Genomic DNA, 18,442 nt, shown 5'->3' on the forward strand with positions numbered 1-18,442 from the left:
ACAGTGGCGTGCCATTGCCGACAGTCGCAGGCAGTCGCAGGCAGGCAATTTGCAGACACAAAAAAGCCGGGATTATCCCGGCTTGCGGCGGCTGCGTGCGGCCCGGCCCGGTGCGGGGCGAGGCCGGCAGAGGTGCGGTGCGTCAGCCCTTGCGTGCGTCGCGCAGCTCGCGGCGCAGGATCTTGCCCACCGGCGTCTTGGGCAGCTCGTCGCGGAACTCGATCACGCGCGGCTGCTTGTAGCCGGTGAGGTTGTTGCGGCAGAACTGGCGTACGTCATCCTCGGTCAGGTGCGGGTCTTTGCGCACGATGACCAGCTTGACGGCCTCGCCGGTCTTCTCGTCGGGCACTCCGACCACGGCGCACTCCAGCACGCCCGGCATCAGCGCCACCACGTCCTCGACCTCGTTGGGATAGACGTTGAAGCCGCTGACCAGCACCATGTCCTTCTTGCGATCGACCACCTTGAAGTAGCCGCGCTCGTCCATGGTGCCGATGTCGCCGCTCTTGAAATAGCCGTCCTCGGTCATGACCTTGGCTGTCTCGTCCGGGCGCTGCCAGTAGCCGGCCATGACCTGCGGCCCCTTGATGGCGATCTCGCCGGCGCGGCCCGTGGCCGAGATGTCGTTGCCATCGTCGTCCAGGATGCGCAGGTAGGTGCTGGGGATGGGCACGCCGATGGTGCCCGAGAACTCCTTGGCCGTGACCGGATTGCAACTGGCCGAGGGGCTGGTCTCGGACAGGCCGTAGCCCTCGCAGATCGGGCAGCCGGTCTTGTCCAGCCACAGCTTGGCCACGGCGGCCTGCACTGCCATGCCGCCGCCCAGCGAGACTTTGAGGTTGCGCCAGTTGACGGTGCCGAAATCGGGATGGTTGGCCAAGCCGTTGAACAGCGTGTTGACGGCCGGGAAGCTGTGGAAAGTGTGCTTGGACAGCTCCTTGAGCACGGCAGGCAGATCGCGCGGGTTGGGGATCAGGATGGTCTTGCCGCCCGTCCTCATGGACAGCATCATGTTCACCGTGAAGGCGAAGATGTGATAGAGCGGCAGCGCGCACACGGCGGTGGGCTGCTCGCCCGCCGGGATGCGGCCCATGGCAGGCGAGTTCCAGGCCTCGGACTGCAGCACGTTGGCGATGATGTTGCGGTGCAGCAGCACCGCGCCCTTGGACACGCCGGTGGTGCCGCCGGTGTACTGCAGCAGGGCGATGTCGTCGGGCTTGAGATCGGGCGCTTTGAAGGGCGCGCTGGCGCCCTTGCTCATGGCATCGGCAAAGCGCACGGCGCCGGGCAGCTCGTAGGGCGGCACCAGCTTCTTGACGTTGCGCACTACGTAGTTGACCAGCTTGCCCTTGAGCCAGCCGAGCTGGTCGCCCATGGCGCACAGCACCACGTGCTTGACCTGCGTGCTGGCGATGCAGGCCTGCAGCGTGGCGGCGAAGTTCTCGATGATGATGATGGCGCGCGCTCCCGAATCCTTGAGCTGGTGCTCCAGTTCGCGCGGCGTGTACAGCGGGTTGACGTTGACCACCACGTAGCCGGCGCGCAGCACAGCGGCCACGGCCACCGGGTATTGCGGCACGTTGGGCATCATCAGCGCCACGCGGTCGCCACGCGCCAGGCCCAGGCTTTGCAGATAGGCGGCGAACTGGCGGCTGAGATGGTCGGTCTCGGCGTAGCTGATGTCCTGCCCCATGAAGCTGTAGGCCGTGCGGTCGGCGTAGTCGCGAAAGGCCTGCTCCATCAGCTGCACCAGCGAGGTGTACTGGCTTGGATCAATGTCGGTGGGCACGCCCTGCGGGTAGGCGGCAAGCCATGGACGGTCGGTCATTGTCAAAGTCTCCTGTTGTGCTTGTTGCTGAGGTTGCGTACTGGGTGAACCGGGGCCGGGCGGGCACTGCACCGCGAAAAAGCACGGTCGTGCATTTTTCGCGGATTATGCCTTCCGGCAAGAGGGCGTGGCGCGGGTGCAGCGGCGGCAGGGAGCTCAGCCCTTGAGCGCGCTCAAGACTTCATCCAGCATTTTCTTGGCATCGCCAAACAACATGCGGTTGTTGTCCTTGTAGAACAGCGGGTTGTCCACGCCGGCGTAGCCCGAGGCCATGGAGCGCTTCATGACGATGGAGGTGTGCGCCTTCCACACTTCCAGCACTGGCATACCGGCGATCGGGCTGTCCGGGTCGTCCTGCGCTGCCGGGTTCACGATGTCGTTGGCACCGATCACGATGGCCACGTCGGTGTCGGGGAAGTCCTCGTTGATCTCGTCCATCTCCATGACGATGTCATACGGCACCTTGGCCTCGGCCAGCAGCACGTTCATATGCCCAGGCATACGACCGGCCACCGGGTGGATGGCAAAGCGCACTGCCACGCCACGCTCGCGCAAGGTGCGCACGATGTCGTTGACGGTGTGCTGCGCCTGCGCCACCGCCATGCCATAGCCGGGGATGATAATGACGCTCTTGGCCTCGCGCAGCAGCTCGGCGGTCTCGCCGGCGCTCACCGGCACCACTTCGCCCTGGGGCTCGGCAGCGCCGCCCTTTTTCGCCGGGGCGCCGCCGCCTGAGCCGAAGCCGCCGGCGATCACGCTGATGAAGTTGCGGTTCATGGCGTTGCACATGATGTAGCTCAGGATGGCACCACTGGAGCCCACCAGCGCGCCGGTCACGATCAACAGGTCGTTGGACAGCATGAAGCCGGTGGCCGCCGCCGCCCAGCCCGAATAGCTGTTGAGCATGGACACCACCACCGGCATGTCGGCGCCGCCGATGGCCATGACCATGTGGATGCCGAACAGCAGCGCAATCACCGTCATGACGATCAGCGGCAACATGCCCGATTGCACATCCGGCGCGGCCAGGAACTGGCCACCGAACCAGATCACCACCAGCAGCGCCACCAGGTTCAGCCAGTGGCGTGCCGGCAGCAGCAGCGGCTTGCCGCCGATCTTGCCGTTGAGCTTGCCGAAGGCGATCAACGAGCCGGAAAACGTCACGGCACCGATCAGGATGCCGACGTAGATCTCCACCTCGTGGATGGTTTTTTCTGCGCCGGTGAGCACGATGGAAGTATCGACGTAGCTGGCAAAGCCGACCAGGCAGGCGGCCAAGCCGACCAGGCTGTGCATCAGCGCGACCAGCTCGGGCATCTGCGTCATCTTGACCACGCGCGCGGCGTACAGGCCGATGGCGCCGCCGATGACCAGGGCGCCGGCGATCCAGCCCAGGCCGGCGGGCGACACGCGCGGGCCCAGCACCGTGGCCACCACAGCCAGCGTCATGCCGATGATGCCGAACAGGTTGCCCCGGCGCGAGGTTTCGGGGTTGGACAGTCCACCCAGGCTGAGGATGAAAAGAATGGCGGCGCCCAGATAGGCCACCGTGGCGAGACTTGAGGACATCATGTTCAGAGCTTCCTTGTTCCTGTTGCTTGCATTGCGTTCTTATTTGCGGAACATGGCCAACATGCGGCGCGTGACGGCAAAGCCGCCGAACATGTTGACGGCAGTGAGCACCAGCGCGGCAAAGGCCAGCCAGGTGATCAGGCCGTCCGGGCGTCCTGCAGCGCCCATGGCGGGCGGGGCGATCTGCACCAGCGCACCGATGGCGATGATGCTGGAGATGGCGTTGGTGACGCTCATGAGCGGCGTGTGCAGCGCCGGCGTCACGTTCCAGACCACCATGTAGCCGATGAAGCAGGCCAGCACGAAGACCGTGAAGTGCGCCAGGAAAGCCTCGGGGGCATGGGCGCCGATGGCCCAGAACAGCACCGCCAGCACGGCAAAGACGATGGACAGCGCCTTGGCCGACATGGGCTCGCCCGGGCCGTGGGCAGATTTCTTCTCGACCACCGGCGCAGCCGCCTTGGGCGCCGGGGCGGGCGGCGCGGCCAGCGGCGGGGGCGGCCAGGTGATGGTGCCGTCCTTGGTCACCGTCAGGCCACGGATGGCGTCGTCTTCCATGTTGACCACGGCCACGCCGTCCTTGGCCTTGCACAGCTCCTCGGCCAGGCGCAGCAGGTTGGTGGCGTATAGCGTGGAGGACTGCTTGGCCAGGCGCGAGGGCAGGTCGGTGTAGCCGATGATGGTCACGCCGTGGCGCACCACCGCCTCGCCGGGCACGGTGAGTTCGCAGTTGCCGCCCTGCTCGGCGGCCATGTCCACGATGACGCTGCCCGGCTTCATGCTGCGCACCATCTCGGCGGTGATGAGCTTGGGCGCCGGCTTGCCCGGGATCAGGGCGGTGGTGATGATGATGTCGGCATCCTTGGCCTGCTCGGCGTACATCTGGCGCTGCGCCGCCTGGAAGCCTTCGCTCATGACCTTGGCATAGCCGCCGCCGCCCGAGCCGTCTTCTTCGTAGTCCACCTTGACGAACTCGCCGCCCAGCGACTTGACCTGATCGGCCACTTCGGCGCGCGTGTCGTTGGCGCGCACGACGGCGCCTAGATTCGCTGCCGTGCCGATGGCCGCCAGACCGGCCACGCCGGCGCCGGCGATGAAGACCTTGGCCGGCGGCACCTTGCCGGCGGCCGTGATCTGGCCGTTGAAGTAGCGGCCAAAGGCGTTGGCCGCCTCGATCACGGCGCGGTAGCCCGAGACGCCGGCGGTGGAGGTCAGCGCGTCCATCTTCTGCGCGCGCGAGAGGGTGCGCGGCAGGCTGTCGATGGCCAGCACGGTGGCGCCCCTGGCGGCCAGCTGCTGCATCAGCTCGGGGTTTTGCGCCGGCCAGATGAAGCCGACCAGGATGCCTCCCGGGCGCATCAGCGCCACTTCCTCGGGCGTGGGCGGGCGCACCTTGAAGACGATGTCCGACGCTGCCCACAGGGCGGCGGCGTCCGGCAGCACCTCGGCGCCGGCGGCGCGGTAGGCCTCATCGTCGAAGTTGGCAGCCTCGCCGGCGCCCGTCTCGATAGCAACGACAAAACCCAGCTTGATGAGTTTTTCCACCACGTCGGGTACGCTGGCCACACGCTTTTCGCCGGGGAAGACTTCCCTGGGTATGCCGATGCGCTGCGCTAGGGGCCGTTGGGGGTCTGCATGCACTATCTCCTGGAGGTTGGGAATTCCTTGACCGGCGCGCAAAGACTTGCGTGCTCTGGAGATCCAGGCACCAGGATGAAAGGCTCCGCGACTACACGGTTTGACTGAACCTTAGCTTACATGAAGAAATTTCAGTTGCCTGTCGCTACGCCCGGCCTGCCGGCAGGGAGCAAAAAAAAAGGCAGCCCGAAGACTGCCGTAGTACATGGGCGCCGCAGGGCTGCGGACGCGGGAAAATCAGCGCACGACCTGAGCCAGTTCGCCGGCGGCGTATTTCCTGGCCATCTCGGCCAGCGAGTAGCCCTTGATCTTGCTGGCCTGGCCTTCGCAGCCGAACTCCAGGTAGCGCTGCTTGCAGATGACCCGGGCGGCCTCGCGCGCCGGCTTCATCCACTCGCGCATGTCGAACTTGTCCGGGTTCTCGGCCTGGAACTTGCGCACCGCGCCGGTCATGGCCAGGCGGATGTCGGTGTCGATGTTGATCTTGCGCACGCCGTGCTTGATGGCCTCCTGGATCTCGGCCACCGGCACGCCGTAGGTTTCCTTCATCTTGCCGCCGTACTGGTTGATGATGGCCAGAAGCTCCTGCGGCACGCTGGAGCTGCCGTGCATGACCAGGTGCGTGTTGGGAATGCGTGCGTGGATCTCCTTGACGCGCGCAATCGACAGCACGTCGCCCGTGGGCGGGCGCGAGAACTTATAGGCGCCGTGGCTGGTGCCGATCGCAATGGCCAGGGCATCGAGCTGCGTGGCCTGGACGAACTGCGCCGCCTCCTCGGGGTCGGTCAGGAGCTGGTCGTGGCTGAGCTTGCCCACGGCACCCACGCCGTCTTCCTCGCCGGCCTCGCCGGTCTCCAGCGAGCCCAGGCAGCCGAGTTCGCCCTCGACGGTGGCACCGATGCGGTGCGCCATGGCCACCACTTCCTGCGTCACGCGCACGTTGTAGTCGAAGTCGGAAGGGGTCTTGCCGTCTTCCAGCAGCGAGCCGTCCATCATGACCGAGCCAAAGCCCAGGTCGAGCGCACCCTGGCAGATGGCCGGCGACGTGCCGTGATCCTGGTGCATGACCAGCGGGATATGCGGATAGGCCTCGGCGGCGGCGGCGATCAGGTGCTTGATGAAGCTCTCGCCTGCGTATTTGCGCGCGCCGGCGCTGGCCTGCAGGATCACGGGCGCGCCCACCTCGTCGGCGGCGGCCATCACGGCCTGCACCTGCTCCAGGTTGTTGACGTTGAAGGCGGGGATGCCATAGCCGTGGTCGGCGGCATGGTCGAGCAGTTCGCGCATCGAGACGAGAGGCATGGTGTGGATCCGTTCGAAGGTTGGAAGGCGGGAAGGGGAGAGAGAGGCGGTTGGTAACCGCTTGGTAACCGGCAATTCTAGCCAGCCCCGCCCCACCGACCGACAGCCAGGGGCTTCAGCGCACGCGGCAGATCTTGAGCATGTTGGTGCCGCCCGGCTGGCCCATGGGCTCGCCGCAGGTGATGGCGTACAGGTCGCCCTGCTGCACGATGCCGCGCATCTTCAGATGGCTCTCGGCCTGCTCCAGTGCGGTGTCGCGGTCGCAGCTGGTGTCCATGAGCAGCGGGCGCACGTTGCGATACAGGGCCATGCGCCGCTGCGTGGCCACCTTCGGCGTCAGCGCGTAGATGGGGATGTGGATGCGGTGGCGGCTCATCCACAGCGCCGTGGAGCCGCTGTCGGTCATGGCCACAATGGCCTTGGCGCCCAGGTGGTGCGCCGTGAACAGCGCCCCCATGGCGATCGACTGGTCGATGCGCCCCAGGGTCTGGCCCGTCAGGTCGCCGTCGTGCTCGGGGTCTTCGGCAGCCTCGGCGGCGGCGCAGATCTTGGCCATCTCCAGCACCGTCTCCAGCGGGTACTTGCCGGCGGCAGTCTCGGCGGACAGCATGACCGCGTCGGTGCCGTCGAGCACCGCATTGGCCACGTCGCTGACCTCGGCGCGCGTGGGCACCGGGTTGGTGATCATGCTCTCCATCATCTGCGTGGCGGTGATGACCACCTTGTCCATGTCGCGCGCCATGCGGATCATCTTTTTTTGCAGCGCCGGCACGGCGGCGTTGCCCACCTCCACGGCCAGGTCGCCGCGCGCCACCATGATGCCGTCGGACACGCGCAGGATCTCCGCCAGCAGCGGCACGGCCTCGGCGCGCTCCATCTTGGCGATCAGCCCGGGCTTGTGGCGATGCGGCGCCGCCGCCACGTTGCACAGCTGGCGCGCCATCTCCATGTCGGTGGCGTTCTTGGGAAAACTCACTGCCACATAGTCGGCCTGGAAGCTCATCGCGGTCTTGATGTCCTCCATGTCCTTGGCGGTGAGCGCCGGAGCCGTGAGGCCGCCGCCTTGCTTGTTGATGCCCTTGTTGTTGGACAGCTCGCCGCCGATGCGCACCGTGGTGCAGACCTGCTCGCCGCGCACCGCATCCACCACCAGCTCGATCAGGCCGTCGTTGAGCAGCAGCACGTCGCCTGGCTTCACGTCGCGCGGCAGCTCCTTGTAGTCCAGGCCGACGCCGGCCTCGTCGCCGGGCTCGCTGCGCTCGGCGTCCAGCACGAAGACCTGGCCCGGCTGCAGCAGCACGCGGCCTTCGGCAAAGCGGCCCACGCGGATCTTCGGTCCCTGCAGGTCGGCCATGATGGCCACCTCGCGCCCGGCGCGCTGCGCCGCCTCGCGCACCATGGCGGCGCGCTGCACGTGGTCTTCGACCTTGCCGTGGCTGAAGTTCAGCCGCACCACGTTCACGCCCTCCGCAATCATGCGTTCGAGCAGTTGCGGGTCACTGGAGGCGGGGCCGAGGGTGGCGACGATCTTGGTGGCACGGCGGATGCGCATGGGAAACAGCTCCTGGATGTAATCGAGTTTCGATTCTTGCATGGGATGCGTTACAGATGCGCGTCGCCGAACTCTTCGGCCCATGCTTGCACTGGATCAAATCTCATCAATTGAGAATAGTTGTCATTCGCATCATGATCATGCCGCCGTGCCGAAGGCGGCGCGGCGCTGTCCCGAGCGGGGTTGGAAGGCCGCAGCATCGGCTGATCGGGACGACACCGGCACCCAGGGCACCGGGCGCTGGCAACTCGAAGCCAGCACCGACCACAGCCGGGCGCGCGAGCGTGCCGCAGGCCTGACGGACGACCTGGACGTGGCCGTCAACCTGCCCTGGCAGCGTGCCAGCGCCGCAGTTGAGCCTGGTGGCCGACATCGGCGCCAGCCGCGCCGCCGACCGCGAGAGCCGCACGGACAGATTCGGCCTGCTGGGCGCCATCTGGCATGTGGGCGAGGACGTGGATGCCAGCCTGGGCTGGCGGCGCAGCTTCGGCGCCAGCCCGGCGGTGCATACCCTGGGCGCCGGTCTGACGGTGCGCTGGTAAGGCTGTTCCAGAGGGTGTCCACGATCCTGGCGACGCCCTCAGCGCACAACGCCACGCACCCGATGCCTCACCACCACCAGAACAGCCAGCCCCAGGCGCTGTCCACCCAGGCCAGCGCCAGCACGAAGGGCAGCAGGGCGAGGGCGGCCCGGGCTGGCCCTGGGGCGGCTGCCTGCCCCTGTCCCTGCTCCAGTCCCAGCCCCTGCCAATGGCGCACGATGGCCACGGCCAGCCACAGCGACCAGGCATTGGCGGCGGCCAGCAACGCCAGGCGCGCCGCATTGGCCCAGGGCACGAAGACACCCTCGCCGCGCAGCAGCGTCAGCGTGATGGCGCTCAGACCCAGGAACACGCCCAGTCCGGCCAGCGGGATCAGCGCCTGCGCCAGGTGGTGCAGCCGCTGGCTGCGCCACGGCCCGGCCAGGCGCACGGCCAGCGCCAGCAGCGCCAGCGTCACCCCGCCCCAGACCAGCGCGCTGGCGCCGATGTAGGCCAGCAGCAGCGCGCCATCCAGCCAGGTGAGAACGTCGTTGTGCTCCGGGTAGTGCGTGAGCAACCACCAGGGCGCGTTGTCCGCCAGCGGCCAGTAGATGTCGCGCTCGACCAGCCAGGTGGCCACCGCCTGCCGGGCGGCGACGAACCAGGGGCTGGCGCTCCAGTGGAAGGCGCCTATGGCCACGCCCAGCAGGCCGAAGACGATCAGCCAGGTCTGCCAGTGCGTGGCCTCGGTGGCGCCGACGCGCACCACCTCCTGCGTGGGCGAGCGCCACTGCAGCGCGATTGCTCCCCGGTGCCCGCTGCAGCGCCCGCACATGTGGCAGCCGCTGGCGCCCTGCATGTGGCGCAGCGGCTGCATGGGCGCGCAATCCACGGCGGGTACGCCGGCGCGGCGCACGATGCGGATGGACTGCGGTGCGCCCGCTGCCGTCCCGGCCCCGGTCTGCAGCGAACGCCGCCAGGCCTGGTCGTCCACCCGGTAGTGCATGGGCGCCAGCTTGGACAGCAGCGCGAACACGCCGTTGACCGGGCACAGGTAGCGGCACCAGGCGCGCTTGCCGCGCGTGTACAGGTACCCCACGGCCAGCGCCGCCACGGTGCTGCCGCCCAGCACCAGCAGCGCTGCCTTCGGATACTGATAGACGCTGACCATCTGCCCATAGACCGTAGTGCCGACGAAGGCCACGAAGGGCCAGCCGCCCCAGCGCATCCAGCGTGGCACGCCCAGGCCACGGCCACGGCGCGCCGCCCACTCGGTCAGCGTGCCCTCGGGGCAGAGCACGCCGCACCACAGGCGCCCGAACAGCACCATGCTGACCAGCACGAAGGGCCACCAGATGCCCCAGAAGGCGAACTCGGCCAGCACCGTCAGATGGTTCCAGGCGCGCGCCGTGGGGCCTGGCAGCGGCAGCAGCGCCGGCACGACGAGCAGCACGGCATAGGCCAGTACCACCGCCCACTGCAGGCGCCGCACCACATGGGCATGGGTGCGCAGCCACTCGCCGGCAGCGGCCAGCGCGCGCTGCGCCCACGGCTCAGTAGCCGCCCTTCTTGCCAATGCCGGCGTAGGTGAATTCATAGCGTGCCTCGAAGGGCTTGAACCACGGGCCGACGCCGGTTTCCTTGTCCACATGGCGGCCGAAATGCGCGCCCTGGCCACTGCCCGGCGGCTGCACGCTGAGCGTCAGGGTGTACTTGCCCGGCCCCATCAGCTTGACGTTGTCGCCGTAGTGCGGCCCGTCGCTGGCCACCATGGGCATCAGCTCGCCTTCGAGCACCTGGGCCTCGCCGGCTTTGGCCAGCCGGTAGCGCACCACCAGATGCGGCACCCAGTCGCCCTCGGCAAAACCGTTGACATTGCCCTTGGCGGCGCGAATATCGGCCTCCAGGTGGATGTCGGACAGCCGAGCCTCGCGCATCATGCCGGCGGGCTCCATGGCGATGGGCTGCAGATAGACCGCGCCAACCTCCATGCCGGCGATCACCTGAGCCTTGCCGATCGGCACCTCCGCCGCCTGAATGCCGCCCAGAGCGCCCGCCAGCAGCAAGGCGCCCAGCCATTGCGATTTCCATCGTCTGCCCATCTCTATCCTCCAGAAACGTTAATGAGAAATGTTCTCAATAACAATTGTAGAAAGGGTCTCGGCAGATACAGCGCCGGCATCATGCGCCGGGACTGATGCGGATCAACAAAGCTGAAAAATCAATGAAATAGGCTCAAAAGCCTTGTTGGGCAAGCGATAGCAGCTATTAAAACAGGAGTTTTGAGGGGCTGATGCAGGCGGTGTGATGCAGTGCGCTGCGCCCGATGCAGGCGTGCGCTGTCTTGGCTCCTTCCCCCTTGGGAGAGGGAGCCGGCAAGGGGCAGTGCCAGTGTTCTTCACGGCGCGGCGACTGGGTGCGCGCCTCTGGATGCCGATGGGCAGCTTCTGCGCGCTGCACTGGGGCATTGCAGGGCCTCACGGCAGCGGCACGATGGCCAGCGCCTGCACGCCGGTAGGCAGGCGCAGCAGCAACTGGCCGCTGCCATCCACGGCCCAGCGCTGGCCATCGGCAAACAGCGCCGCCAGCCCAGGCTCCAGCCAAGTGCTGCGCAACTGCGGCTGGGGCAGCAGCGCCCAGGCGCCTGCGCCCTCTGGCAACTGCACCTGCAGCGCCCCCTCGGGCGCCAGGCCGGCTTGCACCTGCGCGCCGGGCAGGAGCTCGTGCAGCACGGCGCGGGCGCGGGCGTAGTCGGCCAGCGCCCAGGGCAGGCGCTGCGCGTGCGGGCCTTGCAGCACCAGCGTGCCGTCGGCGTCGGCATCGAGCCAAGCCGGCGCGGCTGAAGCGCCGGGCTGCGGCGCGCCCGATTGCGCCAGCAGCGCCGGGCGCAGCACCCAGCGCGCACCGTCCAGGCGCAACACCAGCACCCCCTCGGGCGTGAGCTGCACGCTGGCCTGGGGCGCGGCAGCGGCCAGCGCCTGCACCAGGCCCGGCCAGTCGGCCACGCTGGGCGCCAGCGTCAGCACCAGGCCCGAGTGGGCGATCTGCACCAGGCCCTCGGGCGTATAGCCCAGGCCATCGGGCCGGCGCACGTCGATCTGCACGGCAGCCAGCGGGGCCAGCGCCGCCGTCCATGGCCCCAGGCGCCACAGCATCAGGCCGTGGCGGTCGAACTGCACGCTGGCGGCGGCCCCCGGCGCCAGCGCCAGCGCCTGGGCCAGGGCGCGGGCGTGCTGCTGCAGCACGGCGGGCCAGCCGGCAGCGCTGGCCGGGACATTGCCGGCCTCGCGGGCCTGGGCTGGCGGCTGCGCACCTGCCGCACCTGCTGCCAACCGCGCCACCGCACCCTGCAGCTGCACCGGGGCAGCGGCAAAGCGCACCTGCGCGCCCAGCTCGGGCAGCGCCAGCGCATCGCCCGGCGGCACATCCGTAGCGCCAGATGGGCCGGCACCGCCTCCAGCAGCGCCGACCGTGCCCAGCTCGATGGCGCTGACCCGGCCCTGGCCGTCGATGCGCAGGCGCTCGCCGGCCAGCAGGCCGCGCGCGTCCAGCTGGGGCAGCTGGCCCGGCGGCGCCAGCAGCGCACCCGCCAGCACGCCGCTGGCCAGCGGCACGCCCTCGACGCGCGTGCCGGCGCTGGCGGCGCGCAGCAGCACAGCGCCGGCCAGCACCAGCGGCTGGCCGGCGCGGCTGGCCGTCAACTCGGCCCAGCCCTGCAGCACGCGCAGCACCAAAAGCGCCTCGCCCTGGTGCAGCGCCACCTGCAGCTGCGCGCCCGGCAGGACGCGCACGGCCAGCGCCTGGCCGTTGAGGGTCAGCGCCAGCGCCACCGGCGTGCTGCCCGCGCCCGGCAGCACCAGCGTGGCGCCCTCTGCACCCGGGGCGATGACGATGGGCCGTGACGGCTCGGTGAGCTGCACGGTGCCGGGGGCGGTGATGTGCAGCTCGGCTGGTGCGGGGGGCTCCTGGGGGTCGGGCGGGGGTGGAGGTGGTGGTGGCGGTGGCGGTGGCGGCACTGCCTGGAACGTCGCCTGCACCGTGCAATCCTGGGTGATGGCCAGCGTCGTGAACACGGCGCCCACCAGGTTGCCGCCACAACTGCCGCCCACGCCGGCGACGCTGAAACCGCTGCTGGCCGTGATCTGGAAGTCGGGCTGGGCGCCGTAGGCCACGGTCTGCAGCGCAGCAGGCGCGATGCTGCCGCCGGTGCCGGCGCTGGGCGTGACCCGGTAGCCGCGCGGGGCCTGGCATTGCTGCGGCGCATCGCTGCCGACCCGGCAGCTCCAGCCCCAGATGGTGTTGCCGCCCACGACCGGCGAGGCCGTGCCGGTCTGGCACAGATCGGCGCTGGGCGCTTCGGCCAGCAGGGGTGCGGCACCAGCGTTGTGCGCGCTGCCGCAGGCCGCGCTGGCGGTCGTGCTGAACGCCACCTTGGCCACCCTGCGGCTGAGGTGGCCGGACTGGGCCTGGACGGCGAAATACCAGTCGTAATCAGCGCCCGGCGCCAGCCCGCCCAGGACGGTGAACGTGGCCGGTGTGCCGGCTGTCATCAGCGCGCCGCCCTGCGCCACGATGGTGCCGACATAGCCGCCCCCGCCGCCATTCCTGACCTGCGCCGGCGTGGGCGCAGCACTGCCGCGCGTCACCACCAGCCAATGGCCCTGGCCGGCCAGGCTGCTGGTGGCCTGCATGGTGGCGCTGGCCTGCGTGGGCGCGCCCGACAGGGCCACATCCCGCCACTGCGGCAGCAAGCTGGCATCGGCCCCGGCGCGCACCAGGCGCACATGGTGGGCCGTCGTGCGCGCCACCGAGTCCTGCAGACCGTACTGGAAGCCCACGACCCAGCTGTGGTCGGCGGTGCGCAGATCAGGTGTGCCCGTCCAGCTGCCTTGCATCTCATCGGCCACCCAGGGAGCGTTGGCAAAGACTTTGGTATTGATGGCCGGCGCCGTGCGGCAGTGTTCGACCAGGCTGCGCAGCTCGCGCAGATTGGGCACGCGCCAGTCGCTGTGGCCGGCGAATTCGTGGCCGGCGGCGTGTGCCAGCGCCTGCGCCCAGTCCATGGCCTGGGCGCTGCCGCTGCAGCTGCCGCCCGAGGCGTCCTGGCCCTCGGCGCACTGCTTCCACATCAGGCCGGTGCGCTGGTCGGTGACGGTGCCGTCGCCGTGCTGCTGGTAGATCGCCGCCGGGTTGCCGGGCAGATTGCCGTTGTGGCACAGCGCCTGTGCCTGGGCCTGCGCCGTGACGGCCAGCAGCACGGCGGCCATGATGGGCGTGCGCGGCAGCGGCTGCGTGCGTGGCGTGTGGGCGGGGCGCACCTGGCGGGAGCCGAGGTTGACCATCGTGGGCATGGCTGGATTCCTGTTGATGCTCTGTTTTAAATAGCTGTCAGCGCTTGTCTGGCAAGGGTTTCAGGCCATTTCCATGCTTGAATCGTCACTGCCCGCCGCGCACCAGGCGCACGCCCAGGGGCAGGAAGCGCTCGCCTGGGCAGGCTCCAGCACTGCAGCCCGACGGGTCAAAATCGACGAACCAGGCGCTGGGTGCATCCAACAGGCTGGGGTCGGCCAGCGGCGTGCTGCTCCACAGCGGCAGCAGCGGTGTGTTCGGGAAGTAGTCCGGGTCGATGGCCGGTGCCGAACCCGGAGGTTGCACGGCGCTGGCGCGGCCCAGATCCAGCAGGCTCTCCAGCTCCTGCACGCTGGGCAGGCGCCAGTCGCGCGCGCCGCACAGGCCGGCGGCGTTCACGTCCTGCACGAACTGGCTGGTGGTGCAGCGGCCCGGGGTCTGGCAGTCATCGCCAGGGTTTTGCGCGCCGCTGTCGCCGTCCGGGCTGTGCGGGTCGTACCAGGTGTAGAGGTAGCCCGCATCGCGCAGGTCGGCGCCGGGGTTGGTGGGATTGGCCGTCTTGACCTCCCAGACCAGGCCGGTCACGTTGTCGCGCGTGCAGGCCCAGTCGCCGCTGCCGCTGCCCAGGGCAGCAGCAGCGGGCAGCTCGCTGCCGTCGTTGGCAATCTTCGTGTAGTCGAAGCCGTTGGCTGCGCTGGCACTGGCGCCCTGCTTGGCCAGCTGGCCCAGGGCCGCGCCGGCGTCGCGCCCGTAGTGGCAGTCCTGCCCGCTGGGGTGGGCCGGGTCGCAGGCGCTGGCATTGCCGCTGCCGGCAGCGCCGCTGGCCAGCACGCCGGTGTCGTTTAGGGCGCGCGGGGTGATCCGGCTGGCGTCGAACTGCGCCGTGGCGGTCTTGGCCTCGGTGACGTTGGCCAGGCTGCACAGCGGGCCGCTCTGGCCGGCGCAGTCGCCGCCCCAGGCGGTCAGCGCATGGGCGCTGGACAGCGCCCGGCAGGTGGCAGCGCCGCCGTGCGGCACCGGGTTGGGCGCGCAGACCACGCGGCCCGCATCCGCCGGGCTGGCGCCCACGCTGATGGCGAAGGTAAGCGTGGCGCTTGCTGCCGCAGCGGCTGGACTGCTGCTGGCGCTGTCGTGCGCCCGCGCCAGCAGCGGCGCGGCACATAGGGTGAAGGCAACGAGTGCGGCAAGGCAATGCTTCACGCTCTTGTTTTCATAGCTGTAAGCGCTTGCCAGGCAAGCGTTTGAGGGCAAAATCATCCAAAAATATGAAAGTTTTCGTTCAATCGCCCGGCGCCCGGGCTGCATCCTGGGTGCGCCCGGCGCGCACGCCCTTGTTGCGAGGCCGGGGGGCGCTGGCCGCTGGCGTGGCGTTGATGGCCGACAGCGCCAGCTCCAGCACGATGCTGCGCGCCGCCGCGCTGCGGCCTTCGGGCGCATAGGGGCAGTAGCAGCCGCTGGCGGCGTGGATGGTGCTCTGCGCGGCGTGCAGCACGATGCGCGCCCGCCGGTGCGCGCTGCCGGCAAAGGGCTGCACGCGCAGGCGCGCCTCGGGAGCCAGCGCCAGGCCCATGGGCGCGGGTCGGTTCAGTATGTCGGTGCGGATGGTGCGCCAGTGCGCGCCTGCGTCCAGCGAGTACTGCCAGACGCCGGCCTGCAGATCGAGCTGCTCGATGATCACGCCCAGGCGCACGTCGAGCTGCGACGCGCAGGCAGCCAGCAGCTCGTCCACCGCCTGTCCGGCCAGCCCGGCGGCGGCAGGCCGGGAGGCCGCCGGCTGGGCAGGGCGGTCAGCGGCAGGGACGAGGGCAGGGGCAGAGGCAAGGGCAGGTTGGGCAAAGGACATGGCAGCGGGGCGCGCAGGAAACGGCGAGTGCCGGGGTAGGCCAGGCAACCGGCCAGGAGACAGGCCGCAGGGACAGGCCAAGACCACGGCAGGATGCAGCGCTGCGTCCAGCACGTCCATCACACAAATGGACTAAGGCCGGCGCCGCCGTCCTCGGCAATACTTGCGCCCCATGCCTGCGCCCGAGCCCCTGCCTTCGCAACTGCTGCGCCCGCTGCACCTGCTGCTGGTGGATGACCACAACCTGTTTCGCACCGGCCTGCGCCTGATCGTGCAGGATCACCCTGCCGTGGGCCGCATCGCCGAGGCCGGCAGCGTGGCCGAAGCCTGCGCGCTGGCCGGTGACCCGCCCATCGACCTGGTGCTGCTGGACATCCAGATGCCCGGCATGAACGGCCTGGACGGCCTGCGCCCGCTGCGCCAGGCGCACCCGCGCGCGCGCGTGCTGCTGGTGTCGGCCAGCGTCGCGCCGGACGCCGTGCGCGAGGCGCGTGCGCGGGGCGCCGACGGCTTTTTGCCCAAGAGCGCCAGCGGCGCTGACATCCTGGCTGCCATCGACTTGGCGCGCACCGGCCAGCCGTGCTTTCCCAGCATTGCCGCTGCCCCGCCTGCAGCCCTGCCCGGCCAGGCGGTGCCGGTATTCACCGCGCGCCAGAGCGAGGTGCTGCGCCTGCTGTGTACGGGCCGGCCCAACAAGGTCATCGCGCGCGACCTGGGCCTGAGCGAGAACACCGTGCGCGTCCATGTCTCGGCCATCTTCGCGCTGCTGGGCGTCAACAGCCGCAGCACGGCGCTGCTGGCCGCGCAGCGCCTGGGCCTGGCCGAGGGGCCGCTGGCCGATGGCCTCCCCTGCTGACGCCGAACCGGACAGCGTCCCGGCGCAGGCCGCCGAGGTGCTGGCCACTGCCGCTGCCGCGCGCCGCCAGCCGCCGCGCGCCGGCCTGTGCGAGGCGCTGCACTGGCAGCGCGACGCCGTGCTGGCCGAGCAGGTGCAACTGCTGCTCCAGGCCTTTCCGCGCACGCTGGCGTCCTCGGCGGTGACGGCTGGCGGCGTGGTCTGGCTGATGGCGCTGGTGGTGCCGCTGGGCGTCATGCTGGGCTGGCTGGCCTCGCATCTGGCGGTGGTGCTGGCCGTCCACCTGGCGCTGCGCCCCCTGCCGCGCACGCCGGCCAGGCCGCGCGCCGACGCCCACCGGCTGCTGCTGTGCATGGTGGCCATGGGCCTGACCTGGGGCTCGCTGGGCATCGTTGCGCTGTGGCAGGGCAGCAGCCGGGATGCGGTGATCTATGCCATCGGCGTGCTCAGCACGGTGTCTGCCGGTGCGCTGGGCCTGGGTGCGCCGCTGCTGCCGGCCTACCTGTTCTACCTGAGCTGCACCGTGGGCAGCGTGGCGCTGGCGCTGACGCTGGCCGGCGGCGACATGGCCCTGCCCGGCTGCGCGCTGCTGGGCGTCTATTACGTGCTGACGGCGCTGCACGCGCGCAATCTGGCGCAGGCGGCGCTGGCCAGCATCGAGCTGAAATTCGACAACCAGCGCCTGCTGGAGCGCCTGTACGAGCAGACCGAGCGCGCCCTGCGCGCGTTGCAGGTGGCGCAGCAGGCCAACCAGGACAAGTCGCGCTTTCTGGCCGCCGCCAGCCACGACCTGCGCCAGCCGCTGCACGCGCTGGGCCTGTTCCTGGACACGCTGGCGCGCAGCCCGCTCAGCGATGCCCAGGCTGGCGTGCTGGGCCATGCGCGCGCCGCGCAGGCCGCCGGCGCCGAGATGCTGACCACGCTGCTGGACTACTCGCGCCTGGAGGCTGGCGTGGTGCGCGCCCGCCCGGCGCCGTTTGCCGTGCAGGGCCTGTTGTCGGCGCTGGAGCAGGAGTTCGGCCCGCAGGCCGACGCCGCCGCGCTGGTCTATCGCACGCGCGAGACCACGGCGGCGGCGCACGCCGACCGGGCGCTGGCCGATCTGGTCATGCACAACTTCATCTCCAACGCGCTGCGCTACACCGACGCCGGCGGCCTGCTGATCGCCTGCCGCCGGCGCGCCGGGCGGCTGGCGCTGGAGGTCTGGGATACCGGCTGCGGCATCGCGCCGGAGCACCTGGGCGAGGTGTTTCGCGAATTCCACCAGCTGGGCAATCCCGAGCGCGACCGCCGCCGTGGCCTGGGCCTGGGCCTGGCGATTGCCCAGCGCCTGGCGCGCGCCATGGGCAGCGAGGTCGAGGTGCGCTCGCGCCCGGGGCGCGGCTCGGTGTTTCGCCTGTACCTGCCGGCCTGGCACGGCGCGCTGCTGGATGGCCCGGCAGGCGATGGCGTGGCCGACGATGGTGCGCTGGCCGGGCTGTCGCTGCTGGTCATCGACGACGACGAGGCGGTGCGCGCCGGGATGCAGGCGCTGCTGCACAGCTGGGGCTGCGTCTGCGTGTGCGCCGAATCGGCGGCCCAGGCGCTGGAGGCCCTGGTGGGCATGGCGCCGCCCGATGTCGTGGTGGCGGATTTTCGGCTGCGCCACGGCGCCACGGGCCGCCAGGCGCTGGACGCCGTGCGCGCCTATCTGGGCCGGCGTGTGCCGGCCATCATCATGACCGGCGACACCTCGCCGCAGCGCCTGCGCGACGCCCAGTCCACCGATGCGCTGCTGCTGCACAAGCCGGTGTCGGCGCTACAGCTGCGCGCGGCGCTGGTGCAGGTGCTGGCGCCGGTGCCGGTTTCAGAGATACAAAAAGCATAGCTGCCAGCGCTTGCCTGACGCCTTTTTCAGCCCCCTCACCCCAGCCCTCTGCCGCACGCGGGAGAGGGAGCGGGCAAGGGCGGTGCTGGATTTGCCAGCGGTACCGGAGCGAGG

The 18,442-nt window shown here is 69.9% G+C and carries 13 protein-coding genes; 3 read left to right on the forward strand and 10 right to left on the reverse strand.

From position 1 onward, the window contains the following. Window positions 1–142: 142 nt before the first annotated feature. The 5 genes from IDM45_RS14510 to pyk all read right to left on the reverse strand — a co-directional run bounded on the left by IDM45_RS14510 (window position 143) and on the right by pyk (window position 7,892). The gene (locus tag IDM45_RS14510) at window positions 143–1,828 is read right to left on the reverse strand and encodes a long-chain-fatty-acid--CoA ligase (protein ID WP_209423481.1); all 1,686 of its coding nucleotides are present in this window, start codon (window positions 1,826–1,828) and stop codon (window positions 143–145) included. Window positions 1,829–1,984: 156 nt separating this feature from the next. Further along, complete coding sequence (pntB, locus tag IDM45_RS14515; RefSeq protein WP_209423482.1) at window positions 1,985–3,397, reverse strand: Re/Si-specific NAD(P)(+) transhydrogenase subunit beta; 1,413 nt, start codon at window positions 3,395–3,397, stop codon at window positions 1,985–1,987. Window positions 3,398–3,439: 42 nt separating this feature from the next. Next, window positions 3,440–4,999: a Re/Si-specific NAD(P)(+) transhydrogenase subunit alpha gene (locus IDM45_RS14520; RefSeq protein ID WP_209424146.1), complete on the reverse strand. Its 1,560-nt coding sequence runs from the start codon at window positions 4,997–4,999 to the stop codon at window positions 3,440–3,442. A 276-nt stretch (window positions 5,000–5,275) separates the two neighbouring features. Further along, window positions 5,276–6,340: a class II fructose-bisphosphate aldolase gene (fba, locus tag IDM45_RS14525; protein ID WP_209423483.1), complete on the reverse strand. Its 1,065-nt coding sequence runs from the start codon at window positions 6,338–6,340 to the stop codon at window positions 5,276–5,278. A 115-nt stretch (window positions 6,341–6,455) separates the two neighbouring features. Then, on the reverse strand, window positions 6,456–7,892 hold the full coding sequence (pyk, locus tag IDM45_RS14530) for a pyruvate kinase (protein ID WP_209424147.1): 1,437 nt from the start codon (window positions 7,890–7,892) through the stop codon (window positions 6,456–6,458). 338 nt (window positions 7,893–8,230) lie between these two features. Here pyk and IDM45_RS14535 point away from each other — a divergent pair, with 338 nt between their 5' ends. After that, complete coding sequence (locus tag IDM45_RS14535; RefSeq protein ID WP_209423484.1) at window positions 8,231–8,434, forward strand: hypothetical protein; 204 nt, start codon at window positions 8,231–8,233, stop codon at window positions 8,432–8,434. Between the two features lie 67 nt (window positions 8,435–8,501). On the opposite strand, the gene IDM45_RS14540 is transcribed toward IDM45_RS14535, so the two are convergent. The 5 genes from IDM45_RS14540 to IDM45_RS14560 all read right to left on the reverse strand — a co-directional run bounded on the left by IDM45_RS14540 (window position 8,502) and on the right by IDM45_RS14560 (window position 15,605). After that, window positions 8,502–10,010, reverse strand: coding sequence for a 4Fe-4S binding protein (locus IDM45_RS14540; protein ID WP_209423485.1), 1,509 nt, complete (start codon window positions 10,008–10,010; stop codon window positions 8,502–8,504). After that, window positions 9,967–10,515, reverse strand: a complete 549-nt coding sequence (locus tag IDM45_RS14545; protein ID WP_209423486.1) for an iron transporter — start codon at window positions 10,513–10,515, stop codon at window positions 9,967–9,969. Before IDM45_RS14545 ends, IDM45_RS14540 begins: the two co-directional genes overlap by 44 nt. A gap of 375 nt (window positions 10,516–10,890) precedes the next feature. Next, window positions 10,891–13,764 (reverse strand): Lcl C-terminal domain-containing protein, encoded by a 2,874-nt coding sequence (locus tag IDM45_RS14550; RefSeq protein WP_209423487.1) that lies wholly within the window; start codon window positions 13,762–13,764, stop codon window positions 10,891–10,893. An 85-nt stretch (window positions 13,765–13,849) separates the two neighbouring features. Beyond that, window positions 13,850–14,962: an Lcl C-terminal domain-containing protein gene (locus IDM45_RS14555; RefSeq protein WP_209423488.1), complete on the reverse strand. Its 1,113-nt coding sequence runs from the start codon at window positions 14,960–14,962 to the stop codon at window positions 13,850–13,852. 79 nt (window positions 14,963–15,041) lie between these two features. Next, window positions 15,042–15,605, reverse strand: coding sequence for a hypothetical protein (locus tag IDM45_RS14560; RefSeq protein ID WP_209423489.1), 564 nt, complete (start codon window positions 15,603–15,605; stop codon window positions 15,042–15,044). Between the two features lie 172 nt (window positions 15,606–15,777). Here IDM45_RS14560 and IDM45_RS14565 point away from each other — a divergent pair, with 172 nt between their 5' ends. Continuing rightward, a complete protein-coding gene (locus IDM45_RS14565) occupies window positions 15,778–16,461 on the forward strand; it encodes a response regulator (protein WP_209423490.1) in 684 nt (227 codons plus the stop codon). Further along, a complete protein-coding gene (locus IDM45_RS14570) occupies window positions 16,445–18,328 on the forward strand; it encodes a hybrid sensor histidine kinase/response regulator (protein WP_209423491.1) in 1,884 nt (627 codons plus the stop codon). Before IDM45_RS14565 ends, IDM45_RS14570 begins: the two co-directional genes overlap by 17 nt. The last annotated feature ends 114 nt before the right edge of the window (window positions 18,329–18,442 follow it).

Source organism: Melaminivora jejuensis, assembly GCF_017811175.1.
GTDB lineage: Bacteria > Pseudomonadota > Gammaproteobacteria > Burkholderiales > Burkholderiaceae_C > Melaminivora > Melaminivora jejuensis.

Excerpts from the sequence above, each read along its gene's own strand:
- IDM45_RS14510 (WP_209423481.1), bottom strand. The coding sequence starts at position 1,828 with ATGACCGACCGTCCATGGCTTGCCGCCTACCCGCAGGGCGTGCCCACC.
- pntB (WP_209423482.1), bottom strand. The coding sequence starts at position 3,397 with ATGTCCTCAAGTCTCGCCACGGTGGCCTATCTGGGCGCCGCCATTCTT.
- fba (WP_209423483.1), bottom strand. The coding sequence starts at position 6,340 with ATGCCTCTCGTCTCGATGCGCGAACTGCTCGACCATGCCGCCGACCAC.
- pyk (WP_209424147.1), bottom strand. The coding sequence starts at position 7,892 with ATGCGCATCCGCCGTGCCACCAAGATCGTCGCCACCCTCGGCCCCGCC.
- IDM45_RS14540 (WP_209423485.1), bottom strand. The coding sequence starts at position 10,010 with ATGAATTCACCTACGCCGGCATTGGCAAGAAGGGCGGCTACTGAGCCG.
- IDM45_RS14545 (WP_209423486.1), bottom strand. The coding sequence starts at position 10,515 with ATGGGCAGACGATGGAAATCGCAATGGCTGGGCGCCTTGCTGCTGGCG.
- IDM45_RS14550 (WP_209423487.1), bottom strand. The coding sequence starts at position 13,764 with ATGCCCACGATGGTCAACCTCGGCTCCCGCCAGGTGCGCCCCGCCCAC.
- IDM45_RS14560 (WP_209423489.1), bottom strand. The coding sequence starts at position 15,605 with ATGTCCTTTGCCCAACCTGCCCTTGCCTCTGCCCCTGCCCTCGTCCCT.
- IDM45_RS14565 (WP_209423490.1), top strand. The coding sequence starts at position 15,778 with ATGCCTGCGCCCGAGCCCCTGCCTTCGCAACTGCTGCGCCCGCTGCAC.
- IDM45_RS14570 (WP_209423491.1), top strand. The coding sequence starts at position 16,445 with ATGGCCTCCCCTGCTGACGCCGAACCGGACAGCGTCCCGGCGCAGGCC.